A 20,686-nucleotide genomic window follows, 5' to 3' on the forward strand; every position below is an offset into this window, starting at 1 on the left:
GGCTGCGGAAACCAGGCCCGACGAGAGACGCATTCCCGACGGCGGGCGCATGCTGAGCGCATTGGCCGGGGCCGTTAAGCGCTATTCCTCGCCGGAATTCTCGGTCGTCCACGGCGGCCATGTGCAGACCATCTCGGCCGGCAACTACACGGTCAGCGGCTTGTCGCGCCATGTGCGGCTCGGCGAGTTCGTGGCGCACAGAAGCCCGGCCGGCATCCATCTCGGCGAGGTGGTGCGCGTCGAGCCGGATTCCGTCGTCGTCTGCCCGATCGAGCCGGGCGAGCCGATCAGCATCCACGATACGGTCATCCGCAAGGGTGCCTTCCGCGTCGCGCCGGCCGCCTCCTGGTGCGGCCGCACGATCAACGCGCTCGGCGAGCCGATCGACGGGCTCGGCCCACTCACGCAGGGTGACGACCGTCGTTCCATCTACAATTCCGCCCCGCCATCGATGACGCGCAAGCGTGTCGAAAAAGGCTTCTCGACCGGCGTGCGCGCCATCGATATTTTTGCGCCGCTCTGCCTTGGCCAGCGTCTCGGCATCTTCGCCGGTTCGGGTGTCGGTAAATCGACGCTGCTGTCGATGCTCGCCCGCGCCGACGCCTTCGACAAGGTCGTCATCGCGCTGGTCGGTGAACGCGGCCGTGAAGTGCGCGAATTCATCGAGGACACGCTCGGCGACAATCTGGCGAAATCGGTTGCCGTCGTGGCGACCAGCGACGAGAGCCCGATGCTGCGCAAGATGGCGCCGCTGACCGCCGTGACGATCGCCGAGCACTATCGCGACCAGGGCGACAACGTCCTGCTCATCATCGACAGCGTGACGCGCTTTGCCCATGCCATCCGCGAAGTGGCGACCGCCGCCGGCGAGCCGCCGATCGCACGTGGTTATCCGGCCTCGGTCTTCACCGAGCTGCCGCGCCTGCTCGAGCGTGCCGGCCCAGGTGCCGAGGGCACCGGCAGTATCACGGCGATCATCTCGATCCTCGTCGACGGCGACAACCACAACGATCCGATCGCCGACTCGACGCGCGGTATTCTCGACGGCCATATCGTGATGGAGCGCAGCCTCGCCGAAGAGGGGCGTTATCCGCCGATCAACCCGCTCGCCTCCATTTCGCGTCTCGCCCGCAAGGCCTGGACACCGGATCAGGAGAAGCTCGTGTCGCGCCTCAAGGCGCTGATCCACCGCTTCGAGGAGACGCGGGATCTGCGCCTCATCGGCGGCTACCGCCCCGGGGGCGATGCCGATCTCGACATGGCGATCAAGCAGGTGCCGATCATCTACGAGGTTCTCAAACAGACGCCGGGTGAAAAGCCCGCCGCCGATTCGTTCTCCGATCTTGCCATGGCGCTGAAGAACGCGGCCGGGCAGGGCGGTGCGCCAGGCATGCGAAGGGGATGACAGTGACGGATTTCGATGCGGACGAAGCAGTTCAGCCGCTCAAGCGGCGGGAACGGCGCGGCTACAGCACCGCCGACAAGCTGCTGGCCGGAACGGGCGTGATGCTCGCGGCGATGGCCGCCTTTTTCCCCTGGTATGTCTTCCTCAACCCGGAGAAATTCTCCGTGCCTGCCCTTTGGGAAGGCACGACGCGTGACCTGCCGGAAACCGGCCCGAAGCAGGTGGTCAGCGTCTCGCCGGCCGCCATGGTCGATGATGACAAGGAGTCGGGACAATCGAACGTCGATCCGGTCGCGACCGCGAGCGCCACCGACGAGGGCAACGAAACGAAGCTCGGCGCGCCCATCGATAGCGGTCTCGACCAGCCTCTGCCGGCCAGCACCGGCTTCCGGTTGATGCATGTGGCCAACGGCCGGGCGCTGATCGAGGATGCGCGCGGCATGTATATCGTGCGCGTCGGCTCGATCCTCCCCGACAACAGCCGTCTTGCGACGCTGGAGCAGCGCGACGGCGCCTGGGTCATCGTGACCTCCAACGGCGACGTCATCAAGCGCAATTAGAGGGTGCGGGGCGTTCCGCCCCGCAGCTGATTCGGCGTTTCCGGCTTGCCCGGACCGGCCGCCCGCTCGCCGCGATGACTGCGGCTCGAGCATATATAATCCCGGAAATACAGGCACTTGCCGCTCAATCGCAGCGGTGCAAGTCTGACGCAAGATTGGCTCCGTAGGTTCGCCTCGAACAAGGATGGAGCTTGTCATGCAACCGATACAACTGTTTGAACTGGCCACGAAACAAGCCGATTGGCTTTCGGTCCGCCAGAGTGTGGTTGCAGGCAATCTCGCCAACGCCAACACCCCCGGGTTCAAGGCGAAGGACGTAACTCCCTTTCAGGCGGTGCTCGAGACGACGGGCATCCGCATGGCGGCGACGCAGCCGGGTCATTTCACCGAAACCGAAATGGCAGGCCGCGTCATCGAGACCAAACCCACCGAAGAGATCGGCGTGCAGGAATCCGGCAACACGGTCGGTATTGCCGAAGAACTCATGAAAGAGGGTCAGGTCAAGCGTGACTTTGAGTTGAATGCCGGCCTCGTCAAGGCCTTTCATCGCATGATGCTGATGACAGTCAGAAGGTAAAAAATGGATCCGCTCGTAGCTTCACTGAAAGTCGCGGCCTCGGGACTTGAGGCGCAATCCACCCGTATTCGCATCGTTTCGGAAAACCTGGCCAACGCCCGCTCGACGGGTGATACTCCTGGTGCCGATCCCTTCCGCCGCAAGACCGTGACCTTCGCTTCCGAACTCGACCGGGCAACCGGCGCTTCGCTGGTCCAGGTCGAACGTCTCGGCGAGGATGAAGGCGATTTCTCGACCGAATACGACCCGGGCAACCCCGCTGCCGACGAAAAGGGCATCGTCAAGATGCCGAACGTCAACATGCTGGTCGAAATGGCCGACATGCGGGAAGCCAACCGCTCCTACGAAGCCAACCTGCAGAGCATCAAGCAGTCGCGTGACCTGATCTCCGCGACCATCGACCTCCTGAGGGCCTCGCAATGATCGATAGCGTAACGGGCGTCAAATCGCTCTTCTCCACCAACGGCCTTTCGGGTGTCAACGAGACCTCCAGCAGCGTTTCGGCTGCCGCCGCGCAGGGAACCGGTACGGGCATGAGCTTCGCCCAGGTGATGGGCGACATGGCAACCGAAATGACCAACACGCTGAAGCTTGGTGAAACCAAGTCCTTCGAAGCCATCCAGGGCAAGGCGACGACCCGCGAAGTGGTCGACGCCGTCATGAACGCCGAGCAGACGCTGCAGACCGCCATCGCCATCCGCGACAAGGTCGTCACCGCCTATCTCGAAGTCGCAAGAATGCAGATCTGAGGACCGGACATGAAAGCCCTTGCTATTGCCGCCACCGGCATGAACGCGCAGCAGACCAACCTTGAAGTCATCGCGAACAACATCGCGAACATCAACACGACCGGCTTCAAGCGAGCCCGCGCCGAATTCTCGGACCTTCTCTACCAGACCGAGCGCGCCGCCGGCGTGCCCAACCGCGCCAACCAGGCCGTGGTGCCGGAAGGCGCGATCATCGGTCTCGGCGTCAAGACCGCGGCCGTGCGCAACCTGCATCTGCAGGGCGGCCTCGTCTCGACCGGCAACTCCTTCGACATGGCGCTGATCGGCCGCGGCTGGTTCCAGATCGAGGCGGCCGACGGCTCCACGCTCTACACCCGCGCCGGCGCATTCAACACCAATGCCGACGGCCAGCTCGTGACGCTCGACGGCTACACCGTCGTGCCGGGCATCACTGTGCCGCAGGATGCCACCGAAGTCACCGTCAGCAAATCCGGCCAGGTCTATGCGACCGTTGCCGGCCAGCAGCAGGAACTCGGCCAGATCACGCTGGCGAATTTCGTCAACGAGGCCGGCCTCGAGCCGCTCGGTGAAAACCTCTACCGCGAGACCGCAGCCTCCGGTCCCGCCAATGTCGGCGCGCCTGACGAAGCGGGCTTCGCTTATATCCAGCAGAACTATCTCGAAGCCTCCAACGTCGATCCGGTCAAGGAAATCACCGACCTGATCTCGGCCCAGCGCGCCTACGAGATGAACTCCAAGATCATCCAGGCCGCCGACGAAATGGCAGCCGTGGTCAGCAAGAACCTGAGATAACAACCGACACACACGCGGGGAACATGATGTTTCGCCTGATAGCAGCCCTTCGCAGAGCAAAGACCCTTTCGGCCACGCGCCACACGGCTCTTGCCGTGTGCGCCGTGCTCGCCGGTCTTTTCGCAGCCGACGCGGCCCTTGCCGATACCCGCATGGCCGTCGTGCCCAAGCGGACGATCTATCCCGGCGAGGAAGTCCAGGCGGGGCAGCTCGAAGAGGTCGAGGTGACCAACCCGAATATCGTCAAGGGCTATGCCGAAAGCATCGGCCAGGTCGATGGCCTGATCACCAGGCGCACACTGCTGGCGGGCCGCGTCATCCTCGTCTCGGCGCTGCGCGAGCCCTTCGCCGTTTCCCGCGGCACCACCGTCCAGCTCGTCTTCGACAACGGATCCCTGATGCTGCGCGCCGCCGGCACGCCGCTTCAGGATGCCGCCGTCGGCGAGCTGATCAAGGTTCGCAACAAGGATTCCGGCGTGATCGTCTCCGGCACGGTCATGGAAGACGGAACCGTACATGTGGTGGCACGATGATGCAGCTTTTCTTCCGTCGCGTCGTTGCCGCCCTTGCGTGCATCATGCTTGCCGCAGGCCCCGCACTTCCGGCCGCCCGCATCAAGGATGTCGCCTCGCTCCAGGCCGGCCGTGACAACCAGCTGATCGGCTATGGCCTCGTCGTCGGCCTCCAGGGCACCGGCGACAGCATGCGTTCGTCGCCGTTTACCGAACAGTCCATGCGCGCGATGCTGCAGAACCTCGGCATCTCCATGGTCGGCACGCAGACGCGCGCCAAGAACATCGCGGCCGTGCTCGTCACCGCCAACCTGCCGCCTTTCGCCAGCCCCGGCAGCCGCATCGACGTGACGGTCGGCTCGCTCGGCGACGCGGCGTCGCTGCGCGGCGGCACGCTCGTCATGACTTCGCTGTCGGGCGCCGACGGACAGATTTACGCCGTTGCCCAGGGTTCGATCGTCGTCACGGGCGTCAGCGCCAGCGGCGATGCCGCAACGGTCCAGCAGGGTGTCACGACCGCCGGCCGCGTGCCGAACGGTGCGATCATCGAGCGTGAGCTCCCGTCGCGCTTCAAGGATTCGTCCGATCTCGTGCTGCAATTGCGCAATCCGGACTTCTCGACCTCGGTCGGCATGGCCGATGCCATCAACCGCTATGCTTCCGCCCAATACGGTAATCCGATCGCCGAATCGCGTGATTCGCAGTCGGTCTATATCGCCAAGCCCAAGATGGCCGATCTGGCCCGCCTGATGGCCGATATCGAAAACCTCGTCATCGAGACCGACGTGCCGGCGCGCGTCGTGATCAACGAACGGACGGGCACGATCGTCATCGGCCAGGACGTGCGCATCTCGCCGGTCGCGGTCAGTTACGGAACTTTGACCGTGCAGATCACCGAGATGCCGAAGGTCGTGCAGCCTGAACCCTTCTCCAAGGGGGTGACGGCGGTCGAGCCGAACACGGATATCCTCGTCCAGCAGGACGGTGGCAATGTCGCCATGCTCGACGGTTCCAGTCTGCGTTCGCTCGTGTCGGGATTGAACAGCATCGGCGTCAAGCCTGACGGCATCATCTCGATCCTGCAAAGCATCAAGACCGCGGGCGCCCTCCAGGCAGAACTGGTGCTGCAATGACGACCATGAGCCTCTCCACCCTTGCCCGCAGGCTGGCCTTGCCGCTGGCCGGCTTCGTGATGATGGCCATTCCCGGCGCTTTCGCCGAGGAGCGCCCGGTCATCACGACCACCAATGCGAGCGCCGACGAGATCCGCGAGTTCTGCACCAATATCGCGGACGCGGCGCGCGACCAGCGCTACCTGCTGCAAAAGCAGGAACTGGAAAACCTTCAGAAGGACGTCGACGAGCGCATCAAGACGCTCGAAGCCCGCCGTGCAGAATACGAGGACTGGCTGACGCGCCGCAACGCCTTCCTGAAGCAGGCCGAGGGCGGGCTGGTCGAGATCTACCGGAAGATGAAGCCGGATGCGGCCGCCGCCCAGCTTGCGGAGCTCAATCCGCAGATCGCGTCCGCGATCGTCATGAAGCTTCCGCCGCGCCAGTCGAGCACCATTCTCGGCGAAATGCCGGCCGACAAGGCCGCGTTGCTCACCCGCATCATCGCCGTCGCGGGCGACGCCAACACCTCAAAGGACCCGTCATGAAGAAGACCGCCTCTGCACTCGCCGTCGCGCTGGCATTGTCGAGCTGCTCCAGCCAGGCCCTTAACGAGATCGGCAAGGCACCGGCGATGAGCCCCATCGGCAGCGGGCTCAACTATGCCGAGACGCCGCAGATGGCGGCGTACCCGAAACAGCCGCGCACGGCGGTTGCCGGCTATTCGATCTGGAGCGACCAGCAGTCGGCGCTGTTCAAGGATTCGCGCGCCTTCAAGGTCGGCGATATCATGACGGTCAATATCCGCGTCAACGACCGGGCGAGCTTCGACAACAAGACGGACCGGTCGCGCACCAACAAGAGCGGCATGAACCTCGGCATCGGCATGAGCGGCGACCTGCCCGACGTCGAAGGCAAGGGTGACCTCACCTACGGCTCCTCGACCAGCAGCAAGGGTGACGGCTCCACGGAGCGCGCCGAGCGGCTGAACCTGCTCGTCGCCGCGGTCGTGACCGGCGTTATCGAGAACGGCAACCTCCTGATCAGCGGCTCGCAGGAAGTGCGCGTCAATCACGAGCTTCGCATCCTCAACGTCGCCGGCATCGTGCGGCCGCAGGATGTCGATTCCAACAACCAGATCTCCTACGAGAAGATCGCGGAAGCCCGCATCTCCTATGGCGGCCGTGGCCGCCTGACCGAAGTGCAGCAGCCGCCGTGGGGTCAGCAGGCCGTCGACCTGTTCTCGCCGCTCTGACGCGACAGGCCCAGTCAACCGGGAAGAAAGACATGGCGGAAGAAGAACAGGTCGTCGAGCAGAAGAAGCCGTCGATCGTCATCACCATCGCGATCATCGCCGTGCTGACGCTGCTTGCCGGCGGCGGCGGCTGGGTCGTGGGCAACATGCTCGCGCCGCCGCCGGCCGAAAAGCCCGCCGAGGAAGTGGCCAAGGCCGAGCCAGCAGCCGGCGGGCACGGTGAAGGCGGCCATGGTGAGGCGAAGGGTGCCGCCGGCGAGGACATTCCGCACATCTCGACGCCGGCAAACGGTGTCGTGCTGCTCGATCCGATCACCAGCAACCTCGCCTATCCCTCGGAGAACCGCATCCGGCTCGAGGTTGCGCTGATGTTCAAGGGGGCGGCTGACGTCAAGATCGCCGAAGAAATCCACCAGGACATCATGGCCTATATGCGCACGGTCACGCTCCAGCAGGTGCAGGGGCCGCGCGGTTTCCAATATCTCCGGGACGACCTGCAGGAGCGGGTTGACCTCAGGTCGGAAGGACGCGTAACCAACGTCATGTTCCGGACCTTTGTGATCGAATGATTCGAGCCTTTCTGACCTTCGTCGCCATGATGGCGATGACCGGCATGGCCTATGCCCAGCAGCAGTTGCAGCTGCCGGGCAATATCCTCAATGCGCCTGTCGACGGCTCGGTCGCCTCCTGGATCATCCGCACCTTCGGGCTGCTCACCATTCTTTCGGTTGCTCCCGGCATCCTGATCATGGTGACGAGTTTCCCGCGCTTCGTCATCGCCTTCTCGATCCTGCGGTCCGGCATGGGCCTTTCGACCACGCCGTCCAACATGATCCTCGTGTCGCTGGCGCTGTTCATGACCTTCTACGTCATGGCGCCGACCTTCGACCGGGCCTGGCAGAACGGCGTCGAACCGCTCATCGCCAACCAGATCGACGAAACCGAGGCGGCCAAGCGCATCGCCGAGCCGTTCCGCGAGTTCATGGTCGCCAATACCCGCGACAAGGACATCGAGCTCTTCATCTCGCTAGCCGAGGAGCGCGGACAGACGGTCGTCGAAAACAATATCGCCGACCTGCGCGTCGTCATTCCGGCCTTCATGATTTCAGAAATCCGGCGCGGCTTCGAGATCGGCTTCCTGGTCGTTTTGCCCTTCCTGGTCATCGACATGATCGTCGCCACCATCACCATGGCCATGGGCATGATGATGCTGCCGCCGACTTCGATTTCGCTGCCCTTCAAGATCCTGTTCTTCGTGCTGATCGATGGCTGGAACCTGCTTGTCGGCAGCCTTGTCCGGTCCTTCAATTAGACCTTCTTAACCATACATTCTTACCGAGTATTAACCCTGTTTTTCAATGGGTTGAATGCCCCATGCCGATTTAAGGAGTTGGCAAGGATTGGCTGCGAGTTTTGGCATCACACGACGGGTTTGGTATCCCTCTGGATGTCTGGAGAAACCGAGTTGGCATGATGCCGAACCGCCGTAACCGGTAAGTTTTCAGTCCGGTATGTCCCCACCAGTATTTCGTTCAAAGGGACAATCAGAATGTCGAGCATTCTCACCAACACTTCTGCAATGGCAGCCCTCCAGACGCTGCGCACGATCAACAACGACATGGAAACGACGCAGGGCCGCATTTCGTCCGGCGAGCGCGTTGGCGCGGCTAAGGACAACGCTGCCTACTGGTCGATCGCGACCACCATGCGCGCTGACAACGCAGCCATCTCTGCTGTTCAGGACGCTCTCGGCCTCGGCGCCGCAAAGGTCGACGTCGCTTACAGCGGTGTCGAAGCTGCCATCGACGTCGTCAAGACGATCAAGCAGAAGCTGGTCACCGCAACCGAACAGGGCGTTGACAAGACCAAGGTCCAGGAAGAAATCACCCAGCTCCAGGATCAGCTGAAGAGCATCGGCGCTTCCGCCACGTTCAACGGCGAAAACTGGCTGGCTGGTGGCAACGCTGACGGCACGGTCGTTACCGGCTTCGTGCGCGGTGACGACGGCACGGTCAAGGTTACGACGGCAAGCTACGACTCGGCGACCAACGCCCTGTTCGGCGCCTATGACCCGTCCACCGGCGAAGTCGACGACAGCTCGGGTTACCTGGCCGACACGCTCGCCATCGAGCTGACGGACGCCACGACCGACGACGAAGTCGCCGATCACCTCGACACGATCGAAACCGCCCTGACCAACCTCACCACGGTCGGTTCGAACCTTGGTTCGCTCTCCATGCGTATCGGCCTGCAGGAAGACTTCGCTTCCAAGCTCTCGGATGCTCTCGACAAGGGCGTAGGCCGTCTCGTCGACGCCGACATGAACGAGGAATCGACCCGCCTGAAGGCCCTGCAGACCCAGCAGCAGCTGGCCATCCAGTCGCTGTCGATCGCGAACTCCAACTCGCAGAACATCCTCTCGCTGTTCCGTTAATAAACGGACAGGAGACGGCGGGAAGGCTGACCCCGCCAGACCCCACAAAAAGGTCGCGTCCGGAAACGGGCGCGGCCTTTTTTCGTTTTTCTTTCGCGTTAAAGAATTCCTTAACCTTATTGCGGTTTTCTAAGCCCATCGAAACGGTGGGTTAACCAAGAAACTTAACCGGTTAGCAGGCATGAAGCTGACCACCGTTTACCGGTAACATCCGGAATGCCCTTCCTCAGTCAGCCACTCAAGGGGCACGCATCACATGACCAGCATTCTGACCAACGTCGCGGCAATGTCCGCTCTCAACACCCTTCGCTCGATCGGCAGCGACATGGAAACGACGCAGGGTCGCGTCTCCTCCGGCATGCGCGTCGGTGAAGCCGCAGACAACGCTGCTTACTGGTCGATCGCGACCACCATGCGCTCCGACAACATGGCCCTCTCGGCCGTTCAGGACGCTCTCGGCCTCGGCGCCGCCAAGGTGGATACCGCCTATGCCGGTATGGAAGCGGCCATCGACGTCGTCAAGGAAATGAAGAAGAAGGTTACGGCGGCGACCGAACAGGGCGTCGACAAGGCCAAGGTTCAGGAAGAAATCAAGCAGCTCCAGGAGCAGCTGGTTTCGATCGCTTCGGGCGCCGCCTTCAACGGCCAGAACTGGCTCGTTTTCGACAGCACCGCTACCGACGCCGTAGCCGACAAGACGATCGTTTCGGGCTTCGTCCGCGACGCCTCGGGCACCGTCAAGGTCAACACCACGACCTATACGCTCGACGAACTGACCGCCGACTCGCAGAACGTTCTGTTCGGCACGGTCGACACGGACGATTACACGCAGAGCGCCGGTGGTATCCTCGGTTCGGCCGGTGACGACATCGACACGACGGCCAACACCTACACGATCACCGACACGGTCGTCACGCTCGACATCTCGGCCTTCACCGATGACGAAATGGGTGAAGCCCTCAACCTGACGGAAGCTGCCATCCAGCTGATGACGAAGGCTGCCTCGCAGCTCGGTTCGATCTCCATGCGCATCGACCTGCAGGAAGATTTCGCTTCCAAGCTGAGCGACGCCATCGACAGCGGTATCGGCCGTCTCGTCGACGCCGACATGAACGAAGAATCGACCCGCCTCAAGGCTCTCCAGACGCAGCAGCAGCTGGGCATCCAGGCACTCTCGATCGCCAACTCCTCGGCCGAAGGCATCCTCACGCTCTTCCGTTAATCGGCAGACGCGGTTCCAATCCTTCGAAGATTTCGCAAGGCCCCGGTTTATCCGGGGCCTTCGTGCATTCAGGATACGCCGCTTAAAGCGGCGCATGCAGGAAGGCCGACATGGCAGTACCCTCGTGCCTGCGGGCGAGATAGAGCCTTGCGGTGTCGAGCGCTTCGCGGATCGTCACGTCCATGTCGAGGTAGCGGTAGGTACCGAGGCGCCCGACGAAGGTGACGTCCTTCTCCTGTTCGGCGCGGCCGACATAGTCGGCAAGCTGTGCCTTTTCCTCAACGAGGCGGATCGGATAATACGGGATATCGTCCGGACCGCAGGCGCGCGAAAATTCGCGGTAACAGACCGAACCCTTGTGCTCTTCCCACGGCGAAAAGTGTTTGTGCTCGGTGATGCGCGTATAGGGCACCGCGACGTCGCCGTAGTTCATCACCGCGCAGCCCTGATAGTCGCCGTCATAGGTGAAGCGCTCGAAATCCAGTGTGCGATAACCGAGCCGGCCGAGCTCGTAGTCGAAATAGCCGTCGAGCGGACCGGAATAGAAGACATGGGCGTAGCCCGCCACCTGGTCGCGCCGGAAGTTCGTCTCGAGCGAAACATGAATGTTGGGATGGTCGAGAATGCCTTCGATCATCTCGGTATAGCCGTTTGCCGGCATGCCCTGGAATTTGTGGAAGAAATAGTTGTCGTCGTAGTTGAAGCGCACGGGCAGGCGCTTCAGGATCGAGGCCGGCAGCTCGGTCGGCGAGCAGCCCCATTGCTTCTGCGTATAGCCCTTGAAGAAGGCCTCGTAGAGATCGTTTCCGACGAAGCGCAGCGCCTGCTCCTCGAAGGTCTGTGGATCCGATATGGTCTTGTCGGCCTGCTCCTCGAGGAAGACACGGGCCTCGTCGGGCCGGAACGTTTTGCCGAAGAACTGGTTGATTGTGTGCAGGTTGACGGGCAGCGAGAACACCTGGCCGCCGCTCGTCGTCTTCACCCGGTTCTTGTAGGGAATGAAGGTCGTGAAACCGTTCACATAGTCCCAGACCTCGGCATCGTCGGTATGGAAGATGTGCGGGCCGTAGACATGCACCATCACGCCGGTCGCCTCGTCGCGCACCGTGTGGCAATTGCCGCCGATATGGTTGCGCGCGTCGAGGATATCGACCTTGTAGCCTTCCTGCGCCAGCTCCCGGCCAATAACGGCGCCGGAAAGCCCTGCGCCGACGATGAGGATCTTTTCTTTCACGCTCATTCTATTCCACCCTGCGAAATGTTCTGTCCGGGTGCTGGTCAGCCGGCCGCGCGCAGCACCGGCTTTTCGGTTTCCGGGAAGAGACGCGAACGCATCAGGGCTTCATAGGCCTTGATGAGCGGCGCCGGATCCCAGCCGCGCTCCTGCGGGCCGAAGCTCAGATGGCTGACGGTGAAATCGGAATAGATCGCCGAGGGGCGGCCGAGGAAGGTCGGCACGCCGATGGTGAGCGCATGTTCGTCGTCGCCCTGCGGAAGCGCCATGTGCAGTAGGTCGCGGCCGAGCCAGGCGATGAAGTTGATCGACTGCCGCTCGGTCCAGTCGACGGCCGGTTGGGGGAGGGGCAACGTGCGGCCGTCTTCCCCCAGGAAATAGCCATGCAGCTTGGCCGCGCGTTCGGCGCTTTCCCAGAGCGTGCCGCCGAAACCGCCCGGCGGGTGCTCGAACTCGCCGACATGGGGCGGGATCGAGCCCGCGGCCTGCTGGAGATAGGCGCACACGCCGTTGTTCACGACATTGGCCGAGACGATGAAATAATGCGGGTTGGCGCGGCGGAACTGGATGTAGCCATCGAGCTTGTCGATATCGACATAGACGATATCGTCGTCGCACTTCAGGAACACGGCGTCCTTGAACTCCTCGAAGCGCGTCGCGTAGTAGTCATAGGCTTGGTAGTAGGGCAGCTGCTCGTTCGGATTGCCGATATAGCGGCGCGTGCGCGCATCGACATCGCAGAGTTCGAGATCTGCACCCCAGCCGCCGCGGATCTGCACGGTCGCGCCGGCCGACAGGTTGATCTGCGGCCATGTGCCGATCGTCACATCGTTGATGCGCAGGATCGGCGCGCCGGCCGCATTGACCGAAAGCGTGACGTCGTTGGGACGGCCAGGCGAGAGAATGCCGGGCGTCGGCTGGCTCCAGAGCGTCTGCTCGTTGCTGCGGTCGAAATGCGCAAGCTGGTCGCGGCCGATCTTGCGCAGCACCGAATGGGTGTTCTTCCAGCCGCCGACGGCGATCTCGTAGCAGTCGTGCGGTCGGTCGTTCGGGATGACGGCGATGTGCAGGTCATGACGGATGCGGGCGCTGGTGCGGAACGAGGCGCTCGGCGAGACGGTGCCGGCGTTCTGGTAGGCCACCTTGGAGCCCATGTAGCGGGCCGGGCCGAATTCGCGCGTCACCCAGGCATGATCGTCGGCCGAGCGGGTGAAGTCCCAGATGTGCCACTCGTCGATGATCCCGAGGTCCAGCGCGCGGCGAATATATTGCGTGAGGATTTCCATCCTCGTCTGCCGTCCGGCAAAGGTCACCAGGATAACTGGGGTCATGCGATCCTCGTCGTTCAGAACGGTTCGTGTTTTCAATAGGGTAATGCCGGCGATCAGCCGGCATTACCCTTCCAAAGGCGGGCGTCTGATGTCAGCGGCGCGTGTTCATCCATCAGTTTCAGCTGGTCGAGATAGCGCTGCCGGTAGGCCTGTTCGCTTTCGAATTCGATATCGGCGGCGGCAAGCTCGGCGCCGACTTCATAATAGACGTTGAGGTTGCGCAGGTCGGGCACCGGCGTTTCGCCACGTTCGGCCGCGCCCTGCATCTGCCAGAACAGCTCTTCCAGACGACGCACGAGGCGATCCATGTCGCGCAGCGCGCAGGTCTCGCGCTGGTCCTGCAAGGACTGGCGGATCGCGGCGAGGCTTTCGGGATTCTTGGCGAAGGCGATGGCCTTGCTCACATAGTCCTCCGGCCCGCTGCAGATCAGCTCCGGAACGCCGGCGGCCGAGACGATGCTGGCGCAGAAGCGCGAGGCAAAGCTCTTGCCCGGCACGGTCAGCACCGGAAGGCCCTGGGTGATCGCGTCGGCGGCGGTCGAATGCGCGCCATAGGGGAAGGTGTCGAGGAACAGGTCGGCAAGCCCGATGCGGGCCAGATGATCCGGGTTCTGCACCTTGCCGGCAAAGATCAGTCGATCCGGCGAAACGCCGGCCTGCTGGGCCATCTGCTTGACGCGCTCATTGACGCTGTCGTCACCGACGAGCAGCCAGAGAACGCTGCCGGGCGTCGCGAGCAGGATCGCCATCCAGCGCGAGAAACACGAGGCCGAGATCTTCTGCATGCCGTTGAAGCTTGCGAAGACGAAGGCATTTTCCGGCAGGCCGACCGAGGCGCGTGTCGGGCGCGCATTGACGGCGCGCTTGCGGTCCACCGGCTGGTTGCAGGGGATACGCAGGACCTTTTCCGTATAGTAGAGCTCATTTTCCGGCGGCACGATATAGTCGTCGGCGATCATGTACTGGTGGTACGGGCTCGCCATCGAGCCGGGATAACCGCAGAAGTTCACGATGACAGGTGCCGGCCGGTAGGCGAAGATCTTCGTGCGCGCATGCTTGGTGTAGCCGTTGACGTCGACGAGCACGTCGATCTCGTCGGCGACGATCTGGCGGGCTGCATCGACATCACTCACCTTGGTGATGTCGCGCCAATGATCGACGGCCTGCTTGATGCGGGCCTGCGTATGGTCGATCGGGGCCGGGTCGCCGCAATAGTAAGCGAAGATCTCCACCTGAGACTTGTCATGCAGCTCCAGCACTTCACTGAGCGCAAAGCCGACGGCGTGCTGGCGCAGGTCCGAAGAGACGTAGCCGATGCGCAGGCGCTGGCCGGTGCCGGATTTCTGGCGGACCGGCTTGCGCACGAAGCCGCGCGTATCCGGCCTGCCGACGGTGGCGGTGCAGTAGCGATGCGCCTTGGCGAGCTGGAAGAGCGGGTCGTCGGCGTAGCAGGCGATCGTCATGGAGGACATGGCGTCCATGAACTGCCGGCTCGAAATGTGGATGTTGGGCGTAATGACCGGCCACTTGACCTGGCGCATGCGCAGCGAAATCCAGTGCTGCGCGGCCTCGGTGCGGTGTGGTTGCAGTTCCATCGCCTGCCAGAGGGCGGCTTCCGCTTCCTCTAGCTTGCCGGCGCCTTCGAGAACGCGGCCGATATGCTGGAGTACGAGATGGCGGTGGTTGATGCGGTCGGGCGTGACGTCGCTGGTCGTGTCGACATAGGAGCGCCATTGCAGCACGGCCTGGCCGGTCAGCCCGCAATCCTCGAGCGTTCGCCCCAGATTGACATGGGCCTGGCCGAAATCCGGATTGATCTTCAGCGCGGCGCGCAGTGCGTTCAGCGTGCCGGAAATGTCGCCGGACTTCGACAGCGAGACGGCATAGTTGAAATAGGCCAGATGCAGCAGCGGGTTGCCGTCGTTGAACGCGATCCAGGTCTTGTAGAGCTCGATGGCATGCGCTGCCTGTCCGGCGGCCGAAAGGCCCTCGGCCATCTGGAAGAGTTCGGCAAGCGAAAGCTGCTGGGTGCGGGCGCGTCCCAGAACGCTGGCAAGCGCTGCGTTCGGATCGGGAACGATGGGGGTGCTGACAGTCATGGCCATCCTGCGGCAAGGCGGCCTTTCGGCCGGGCGGTTGAACGACTCGCAATGAGCTCGTCTGCCTTGCTACCGGAGTTGACTTGCGTCGGGCTGATCGTTTTGCGGGAAAACCGGGTGGTTCGGCCCCAAACGAAAAGGCGGCGCGGTTGGAGCCGCGCCGCCTCGTTTCGATGTTCCGGCGTCTTTATCAGACGTCGTTGTAGGCTGCGATGACCGCTTCGACCTGCGAGCTGCTCAGAGCCGCGATCTGTGCGCTCGTGAAGGCCTGAGCCTGTGTGGAGTCCAGGGCGGCGATGTCGTCCGTGGAGAGACCCGGAAGGGCCTTCACGTTGATCGCAGCGATCTCGTCGGTCGAGAAGGTCGCGATCTCGTCCGAGTCCATCGCGTCGAGGGCGGCGGAGGAGAGAGCGGCGATCTGCGTCGAGGTCAGCGCCTGGATCTGGTCGGACGTCAGCGTTGCCACCTGATCGGTGCTGAGGGCAGCGATCTGGGTCGAGGTCAGGGCGATGATCTGGTCGCTGTCGAAGGATGCCAGAGCATCGGTCGAGAGAGACTTGATCTGGTTGGCCGTCAGGGCGGCGACCTGACCGCTCGTCAGACCGTCGACCTGGGTCGAGGAGAGAACCGCAACCTGCGTCGTCGTCAGCGCGGCGACCTGACCGGTGCTCAGCGCACCGACCTGATCGGTCGAGAGGAAGGACACGATGTCGGTCGACAGGCCGGCCAGAACCTTGGTGCTGATGGCTGCGACTTCATCCGTGGAGAACGTTGCGATCTCGTCGGATGCCATGGTGTCCAGCGCTGCGGCGCTGAGGGCTGCGATCTGCGTGCTGGTGAGCGCCGCGACCTGATCCGAATTCAGGGTCTTGACCTGATCGGTGGTGAGCGAGGAGACCTGCTTGGACGTCAGGACCTCGATCTGGGTGCTTTCCAGCGATGCGACGGCGTCGGTGGAGAGCGCTGCGACCTGGGTTGCCGTCAGAGCCACGACCTGGTCGGTCTTCAGGCCATCGAGCTGGTCGGAGATCAGGCTTGCGACCTGAGCCGTGGTCAGAGCGGCGACCTGAGCGGTGCTGAGTGCAGCGATCTGGTCACTTCCGAAGTTGCCGAGAGCAGCCGTGGAGAGGGCAGCCAGCACCTTGGTGGAGATGGCGGCGATTTCATCCGTGGTGAACTTGGCGATCTCGTCGGATTCCATCACACCCAGCGCTGCGGCGCTGAGGGCTGCGATCTGCGCACTGCCGAGGGCTTCGACCTGATCCGACGTCAGGGTTTCGACCTGGTCGGTGGTCAGGGCTGCGACCTGCTTGGACGTCAGGGCGGCGATCTGGTCGCTGTCGAGCGATGCGATGGCATCGGTCGTGAGCTTTACGATCTGCGTGGCCGTCAGGGCAACGATGTTGGCGGAAGTCAGGCCGTCGACCTGGTCCGAGGTCAGCGTTGCGATCTGTGCGGTGGTCAGAGCGGCGATCTGCTTGCTGCTGAGGGCGGCAATCTTGTCGCTGTCCAGGTTGGCGATCGTGTCGGTCGAAAGGGCAGCCAGAACCTTGGTGGAGATGGCGGCGATTTCGTCCGTCGTGAAGGTCGCGATCTCGTCCGAAGCCATCGTGTCCATGGCGGCAGCGGTGAGGGCGGCGATCTGGGTCGACGTCAGAGCAGCAACCTGATCCGAGTTCAGGGTCTTGACCTGATCGGTGGTCATGGCCGCGATCTGCTTGGCCGTGAGGGCTGCGACCTGGTCGCTGTCGAGCGAGACGATGGCGTCGGTCGAAATCGCGGCGATCTGCTTGGCGGAAAGCGCGACGATGTTGGCCGTCGTCAAGCCATCGACCTGATCGGACGTCAGTGTTGCGAGCTGCGCCGTCGTCAGGGCTGCGACCTGCTTGCTGCTGAGCGCGGCAATCTTGTCGCTGTCGAGCTTGGCGATCGTGTCGGTCGAAAGGGCAGCCAGGACCTTGGTGGAGATGGCGGCGACTTCATCCGTCGAGAAGGTTGCGATCTCGTCCGAAGTCATCGTGTCGAGAGCAACGGCGCCGAAGGCGGCGATCTGCGTCGACGTCAGGGCTCCGGCCTGGTCCGAGGTCAGGGCTTCGGCCTGATCGGTGGTGAGAGCTGCGATCTGCTTGGCAGAAAGAGCAGCCACCTGGTCGGTCGAGAGCTTTGCGACGGCATCAGTCGTGAGCACGGCGACCTGCTTGGCCGTCAGTGCAGAGATGTTGGTGCTGGACAGACCTGCAAGCTGGTCGGAGGTCAGCTTCGACACCTGGTCGGTGGTGAGAGCTGCGAGCTGCTTGGAGGAGAGGGCACCAATCTTGTCGCTGTCGAGGTTGGCGATCGTGTCGGTCGAAAGGGCTGCCAGGACCTTGGTGGTGATGGCGGCGACTTCGTCCGTCGAGAAGGTTGCGATCTCGTCCGAGTCCATCAGGTTGAGGGAAGCGGCGCTGAGGGCGGCGATCTGGGTGGACGTCAGGGCAGAGACCTGATCCGAATTCAGGATTTCGACCTGGTCGGTGGTGAGGGCTGCAACCTGCTTGGCCGAGAGCGCGCCGATCTGGTCGCTGTCGAGCGAGACGACGGCATCCGTCGACATCGCGGCGACCTGCTTGGTCGTCAGGGCGGCAACGCCAGCTGTCGTCAGGCCGTCGATCTGTGCGGACGTCAGAACGGCAACCTGTGCGGTGGTGAGCGAAGCAACCTGCTTGGAGGAGAGGGCGCCGATCTGCGCGCTGTCGAAGTTGGCGATCGCGTCGGTGGAGAGGGCAGCCAGAACCTTGGTGGTGATGGCGGCAACTTCATCCGTCGTGAAGGTCGCGATTTCGTCCGAAGCCATCGTGCCGAGTGCAGCGGCGCTGAGGGCAGCGATCTGCGTGCTCGAAAGGGCCGAAACCTGATCGGAGTCCAGGATGGCAACCTGATCGGTCGACAGGGCGGCGACCTGCTTGGCGGTCAGGGCTGCGATCTGGTCGCTGTCGAGTGCCTTGACGGCGTCGGTGGAGAGAGCAGCAACCTGCTTTACCGTGAGGGCCGAAACCTGGCCGCTCGTCAGGCCTGCGACCTGGTCGGAGGTGAGAACGCCAACCTGGGCAGAGGTCAGCGAGGCGATCTGCTTGGAGGAGAGGGCGCCGAGCTGTTCGCTGTTGAAATTGGCGATCGCGTCGGTAGAGATCTGCGCCAGAACCTTGGTGGAGATGGCGGCGACTTCATCCGAGGTGAAGGTCGCGATTTCGTCCGAAGCCATCACGCCCATGGCGGCGGCGCTGAGGGCGCCGATCTGCGTGGACGTCAGGGCGTCGACCTGGTCGCTGTCGAGCTGTGCGACCTGCGCCGTGCTGAGCGCGTTGATCTGGGTCGAGCTGAGGCCGACGATGTTGGTCGCGCTGAGCGCGTCCATCTGCGAAAGGGTGAGGCCGGTGATCGCGGCGGCGGTGACGGCGCTGAGCTGCGTGGAAGACAGCGTGGCGATGTCGTCGGATTCGAGCGCGGCGATCTGCGTCGAGCTCAGAGCCTTGATCTGCGTCGAGCTCAGAGCCGCGATGTCGGTTGTGGTGAGGTTCTGGATCGCGGTCGACGAAAGCGCCTTGATCTGGTTGATCGAGAGAGATGTAACGATTGAAGTCATGAACGCGCCCTTGATGGTTGGCTGTCCACAAACGTCATGTCCCTGCGAGTCGACGTCGCGAAAGGCCCGGCACGGTCCCGTCACGGAAGACTCAGCATGTCCTGCGCTTGCTGCAGCGTTGACGTCCGTTTGGACCCGCTATTGGCGATGCAATTCGGGTGTCCTGACGGACGATTCAATGTTTACTTGGAACATGACTCGAACGAGCCAGCGCATCGGAAGGGCATCATGCTTCCGGAGCCGTATCTCGGCTCCGATCCCTACGCCAGGGTCGTAAGAACCCGGATGGGTATTACTCTTACAACTAGTGAAAGTTCTAAGCAGCAAGTTCTAAAAATACGTTAACGCGATGCAACACATCCTTGCAATCTTCGATACGTTTTGGATGGGAATGATACGCAAGTTTGCCGGTTTGGTACGGCTTTGTGCCACTTCCGGGCATCGCCAGCAGGCGGCGAGATCGCCTAAAGGTTGAAATTGGGGCTTCTGTAGCCAGAACTTGCCGCCGAATGGTAATCCTTTTTTCATGTTCCTTGCTAAAGCGTTAACGGCATTAACCATTTGTTAACCATTCGCCGTTAACCCTTCATTAAGAACGATGGACTGGCGCCCAGGGCAAACGAGCGGCGCCGGATGCATGAGCACTCTCCTCGTTACCGGTCCCCGCTTACTCCGGCATGTCCCCCGACACACATTCAGGGTAAGTCCAATGACCAGCATTCTGACCAACTCCGCCGCCATGGCGGCGCTGCAGACCCTCCGTTCCATCGACAACGGCCTCGAAACGACACAGGCACGCGTCTCCTCCGGCCTGCGCGTCGAAACCGCCGCCGACAACGCCGCCTACTGGTCGATCGCGACCACAATGCGGTCGGACAACCGCGCGATCTCGACCGTCGCCGACGCCTTGGGCCTCGGTGCCGCGAAGGTCGACACCGCCTATACCTCGCTGGAAAACGTCATCGATGTGATGAGCGAGATCAAGGCCAAGCTGGTCGCCGCGCGCGAACCGGGCGTCGACAAGACGAAGATCAACGATGAAATCACCGAACTGAAGAACCAGCTCATCTCCGCCGCCCAGTCGGCATCCTTCTCCGGCGAGAACTGGCTTTATAATACGGGCACGGACGCGCTCGGTATCAAATCCGTGGTCGCGTCCTTCGTGCGCAGTGCCGACGGCAACGTCAAGGTCGCCACGCTCGACTTCGATACCGCAAATTCCGTGCTGATCGATATCGAAACGCCGGAGCAGGGCTACCTCACCAAGCCGATCGACCTTTCCGACGTCATGACGGATCCGCCAAGCTATGGCCCGTACTCCATCATCAATATGGACGCTCTCGGCGATCCTACCGATGATACCGTTGTCAGTCTCAGGGCGGATACGACCTATGAGGAAATCGACGGCATGATCAGCGTCACGGACTTCGTTTTGAAGAACCTGACCAACGCCGCCTCCACGCTTGGCGCCATCACCACGCGCATCGAGATGCAGGAAAGCTTCGTCGCGACCCTCGGGGACGTGATCGACAAGGGCATCGGCCGTCTGGTCGACGCCGACATGAACGAGGAATCGACCCGCCTGAAGGCGCTGCAGACCCAGCAGCAGCTCGGCATTCAGTCGCTCTCGATCGCCAATTCGAGCGCCGAGAACATCCTCCAGCTCTTCCGCCAGTAAGCGCGGCAAGACCTCGAAATCCACCCGGCCGTTGGTCATCGGCCGGGGCGGGCGGTTGGGCCGCGCGATTTGCCCTGGCGCGGCCCAACACCCTTCATCTTCAT

Annotated in this window: 19 protein-coding genes; 15 read left to right on the forward strand and 4 right to left on the reverse strand. The window is 62.7% G+C overall.

All coding sequences use genetic code 11. The features are described 5' to 3' along the window. Positions 1 to 49 precede the first annotated feature (49 nt). The 14 genes from fliI (at position 50) to AC27VQ_RS05615 (ending at position 10,618) form a co-directional block, all read left to right on the forward strand. The gene (fliI, locus tag AC27VQ_RS05550; RefSeq protein WP_313523680.1) at positions 50 to 1,405 is read left to right on the forward strand and encodes a flagellar protein export ATPase FliI; all 1,356 of its coding nucleotides are present in this window, start codon (positions 50 to 52) and stop codon (positions 1,403 to 1,405) included. Further along, positions 1,402 to 1,965: a flagellar protein gene (locus tag AC27VQ_RS05555; RefSeq protein WP_313523564.1), complete on the forward strand. Its 564-nt coding sequence runs from the start codon at positions 1,402 to 1,404 to the stop codon at positions 1,963 to 1,965. The genes fliI and AC27VQ_RS05555 overlap by 4 nt, the downstream gene beginning before the upstream one ends. 196 nt (positions 1,966 to 2,161) lie before the next feature. Further along, positions 2,162 to 2,542, forward strand: a complete 381-nt coding sequence (flgB, locus tag AC27VQ_RS05560; protein WP_313523565.1) for a flagellar basal body rod protein FlgB — start codon at positions 2,162 to 2,164, stop codon at positions 2,540 to 2,542. A 3-nt stretch (positions 2,543 to 2,545) separates the two neighbouring features. Beyond that, positions 2,546 to 2,965, forward strand: coding sequence for a flagellar basal body rod protein FlgC (flgC, locus tag AC27VQ_RS05565; RefSeq protein WP_313523566.1), 420 nt, complete (start codon positions 2,546 to 2,548; stop codon positions 2,963 to 2,965). Further along, positions 2,962 to 3,291 (forward strand): flagellar hook-basal body complex protein FliE, encoded by a 330-nt coding sequence (gene fliE / locus AC27VQ_RS05570; protein ID WP_313523568.1) that lies wholly within the window; start codon positions 2,962 to 2,964, stop codon positions 3,289 to 3,291. The genes flgC and fliE overlap by 4 nt, the downstream gene beginning before the upstream one ends. A 9-nt stretch (positions 3,292 to 3,300) precedes the next feature. Continuing rightward, positions 3,301 to 4,083, forward strand: coding sequence for a flagellar basal-body rod protein FlgG (flgG, locus tag AC27VQ_RS05575; protein ID WP_313523570.1), 783 nt, complete (start codon positions 3,301 to 3,303; stop codon positions 4,081 to 4,083). A 23-nt stretch (positions 4,084 to 4,106) separates the two neighbouring features. Further along, positions 4,107 to 4,616, forward strand: a complete 510-nt coding sequence (flgA, locus tag AC27VQ_RS05580; protein WP_488715520.1) for a flagellar basal body P-ring formation chaperone FlgA — start codon at positions 4,107 to 4,109, stop codon at positions 4,614 to 4,616. Then, positions 4,616 to 5,728 (forward strand): flagellar basal body P-ring protein FlgI, encoded by a 1,113-nt coding sequence (locus tag AC27VQ_RS05585; RefSeq protein ID WP_421594366.1) that lies wholly within the window; start codon positions 4,616 to 4,618, stop codon positions 5,726 to 5,728. The genes flgA and AC27VQ_RS05585 overlap by 1 nt, the downstream gene beginning before the upstream one ends. Further along, the gene (locus AC27VQ_RS05590) at positions 5,725 to 6,255 is read left to right on the forward strand and encodes a MotE family protein (protein ID WP_313523574.1); all 531 of its coding nucleotides are present in this window, start codon (positions 5,725 to 5,727) and stop codon (positions 6,253 to 6,255) included. Before AC27VQ_RS05585 ends, AC27VQ_RS05590 begins: the two co-directional genes overlap by 4 nt. After that, a complete protein-coding gene (gene flgH / locus AC27VQ_RS05595; RefSeq protein ID WP_313523576.1) occupies positions 6,252 to 6,962 on the forward strand; it encodes a flagellar basal body L-ring protein FlgH in 711 nt (236 codons plus the stop codon). Before AC27VQ_RS05590 ends, flgH begins: the two co-directional genes overlap by 4 nt. A 32-nt stretch (positions 6,963 to 6,994) precedes the next feature. Continuing rightward, complete coding sequence (locus AC27VQ_RS05600; RefSeq protein ID WP_313523578.1) at positions 6,995 to 7,531, forward strand: flagellar basal body-associated FliL family protein; 537 nt, start codon at positions 6,995 to 6,997, stop codon at positions 7,529 to 7,531. Beyond that, entirely contained in the window at positions 7,528 to 8,274 is a 747-nt protein-coding gene (gene fliP, locus AC27VQ_RS05605; protein ID WP_488715521.1) for a flagellar type III secretion system pore protein FliP, read from the forward strand. Before AC27VQ_RS05600 ends, fliP begins: the two co-directional genes overlap by 4 nt. Positions 8,275 to 8,511: 237 nt before the next feature. Beyond that, complete coding sequence (locus AC27VQ_RS05610; protein WP_313523582.1) at positions 8,512 to 9,396, forward strand: flagellin N-terminal helical domain-containing protein; 885 nt, start codon at positions 8,512 to 8,514, stop codon at positions 9,394 to 9,396. 256 nt (positions 9,397 to 9,652) lie between these two features. After that, positions 9,653 to 10,618: a flagellin N-terminal helical domain-containing protein gene (locus tag AC27VQ_RS05615; protein WP_313523584.1), complete on the forward strand. Its 966-nt coding sequence runs from the start codon at positions 9,653 to 9,655 to the stop codon at positions 10,616 to 10,618. An 82-nt stretch (positions 10,619 to 10,700) separates the two neighbouring features. Here the strand turns inward: AC27VQ_RS05615 and glf are convergent, their stop codons facing one another. The 4 genes from glf to AC27VQ_RS05635 form a co-directional block, all read right to left on the reverse strand. Then, positions 10,701 to 11,858, reverse strand: a complete 1,158-nt coding sequence (gene glf, locus AC27VQ_RS05620; RefSeq protein WP_488715522.1) for a UDP-galactopyranose mutase — start codon at positions 11,856 to 11,858, stop codon at positions 10,701 to 10,703. 38 nt (positions 11,859 to 11,896) lie between these two features. Then, positions 11,897 to 13,183, reverse strand: a complete 1,287-nt coding sequence (locus AC27VQ_RS05625; RefSeq protein ID WP_488715523.1) for a DUF6250 domain-containing protein — start codon at positions 13,181 to 13,183, stop codon at positions 11,897 to 11,899. Between the two features lie 53 nt (positions 13,184 to 13,236). Further along, positions 13,237 to 15,282: an O-linked N-acetylglucosamine transferase, SPINDLY family protein gene (locus AC27VQ_RS05630; protein ID WP_488715524.1), complete on the reverse strand. Its 2,046-nt coding sequence runs from the start codon at positions 15,280 to 15,282 to the stop codon at positions 13,237 to 13,239. 190 nt (positions 15,283 to 15,472) lie between these two features. Continuing rightward, positions 15,473 to 18,904: a beta strand repeat-containing protein gene (locus tag AC27VQ_RS05635; RefSeq protein ID WP_488715525.1), complete on the reverse strand. Its 3,432-nt coding sequence runs from the start codon at positions 18,902 to 18,904 to the stop codon at positions 15,473 to 15,475. A 709-nt stretch (positions 18,905 to 19,613) separates the two neighbouring features. Between AC27VQ_RS05635 and AC27VQ_RS05640 the strand changes: the two genes are divergently transcribed. After that, complete coding sequence (locus tag AC27VQ_RS05640) at positions 19,614 to 20,582, forward strand: flagellin N-terminal helical domain-containing protein (RefSeq protein WP_313523593.1); 969 nt, start codon at positions 19,614 to 19,616, stop codon at positions 20,580 to 20,582. Positions 20,583 to 20,686: the final 104 nt, after the last annotated feature.

Source organism: Shinella sp. 20P9.1.1, assembly GCF_057798995.1.

Excerpts from the sequence above, each read along its gene's own strand:
- fliI (WP_313523680.1), top strand. The coding sequence starts at position 50 with ATGCTGAGCGCATTGGCCGGGGCCGTTAAGCGCTATTCCTCGCCGGAA.
- AC27VQ_RS05555 (WP_313523564.1), top strand. The coding sequence starts at position 1,402 with ATGACAGTGACGGATTTCGATGCGGACGAAGCAGTTCAGCCGCTCAAG.
- flgB (WP_313523565.1), top strand. The coding sequence starts at position 2,162 with ATGCAACCGATACAACTGTTTGAACTGGCCACGAAACAAGCCGATTGG.
- flgC (WP_313523566.1), top strand. The coding sequence starts at position 2,546 with ATGGATCCGCTCGTAGCTTCACTGAAAGTCGCGGCCTCGGGACTTGAG.
- fliE (WP_313523568.1), top strand. The coding sequence starts at position 2,962 with ATGATCGATAGCGTAACGGGCGTCAAATCGCTCTTCTCCACCAACGGC.
- flgG (WP_313523570.1), top strand. The coding sequence starts at position 3,301 with ATGAAAGCCCTTGCTATTGCCGCCACCGGCATGAACGCGCAGCAGACC.
- flgA (WP_488715520.1), top strand. The coding sequence starts at position 4,107 with ATGATGTTTCGCCTGATAGCAGCCCTTCGCAGAGCAAAGACCCTTTCG.
- AC27VQ_RS05585 (WP_421594366.1), top strand. The coding sequence starts at position 4,616 with ATGCAGCTTTTCTTCCGTCGCGTCGTTGCCGCCCTTGCGTGCATCATG.
- AC27VQ_RS05590 (WP_313523574.1), top strand. The coding sequence starts at position 5,725 with ATGACGACCATGAGCCTCTCCACCCTTGCCCGCAGGCTGGCCTTGCCG.
- flgH (WP_313523576.1), top strand. The coding sequence starts at position 6,252 with ATGAAGAAGACCGCCTCTGCACTCGCCGTCGCGCTGGCATTGTCGAGC.
- AC27VQ_RS05600 (WP_313523578.1), top strand. The coding sequence starts at position 6,995 with ATGGCGGAAGAAGAACAGGTCGTCGAGCAGAAGAAGCCGTCGATCGTC.
- fliP (WP_488715521.1), top strand. The coding sequence starts at position 7,528 with ATGATTCGAGCCTTTCTGACCTTCGTCGCCATGATGGCGATGACCGGC.
- AC27VQ_RS05610 (WP_313523582.1), top strand. The coding sequence starts at position 8,512 with ATGTCGAGCATTCTCACCAACACTTCTGCAATGGCAGCCCTCCAGACG.
- AC27VQ_RS05615 (WP_313523584.1), top strand. The coding sequence starts at position 9,653 with ATGACCAGCATTCTGACCAACGTCGCGGCAATGTCCGCTCTCAACACC.
- glf (WP_488715522.1), bottom strand. The coding sequence starts at position 11,858 with ATGAGCGTGAAAGAAAAGATCCTCATCGTCGGCGCAGGGCTTTCCGGC.
- AC27VQ_RS05625 (WP_488715523.1), bottom strand. The coding sequence starts at position 13,183 with ATGACCCCAGTTATCCTGGTGACCTTTGCCGGACGGCAGACGAGGATG.
- AC27VQ_RS05630 (WP_488715524.1), bottom strand. The coding sequence starts at position 15,282 with ATGACTGTCAGCACCCCCATCGTTCCCGATCCGAACGCAGCGCTTGCC.
- AC27VQ_RS05635 (WP_488715525.1), bottom strand. The coding sequence starts at position 18,904 with ATGACTTCAATCGTTACATCTCTCTCGATCAACCAGATCAAGGCGCTT.
- AC27VQ_RS05640 (WP_313523593.1), top strand. The coding sequence starts at position 19,614 with ATGACCAGCATTCTGACCAACTCCGCCGCCATGGCGGCGCTGCAGACC.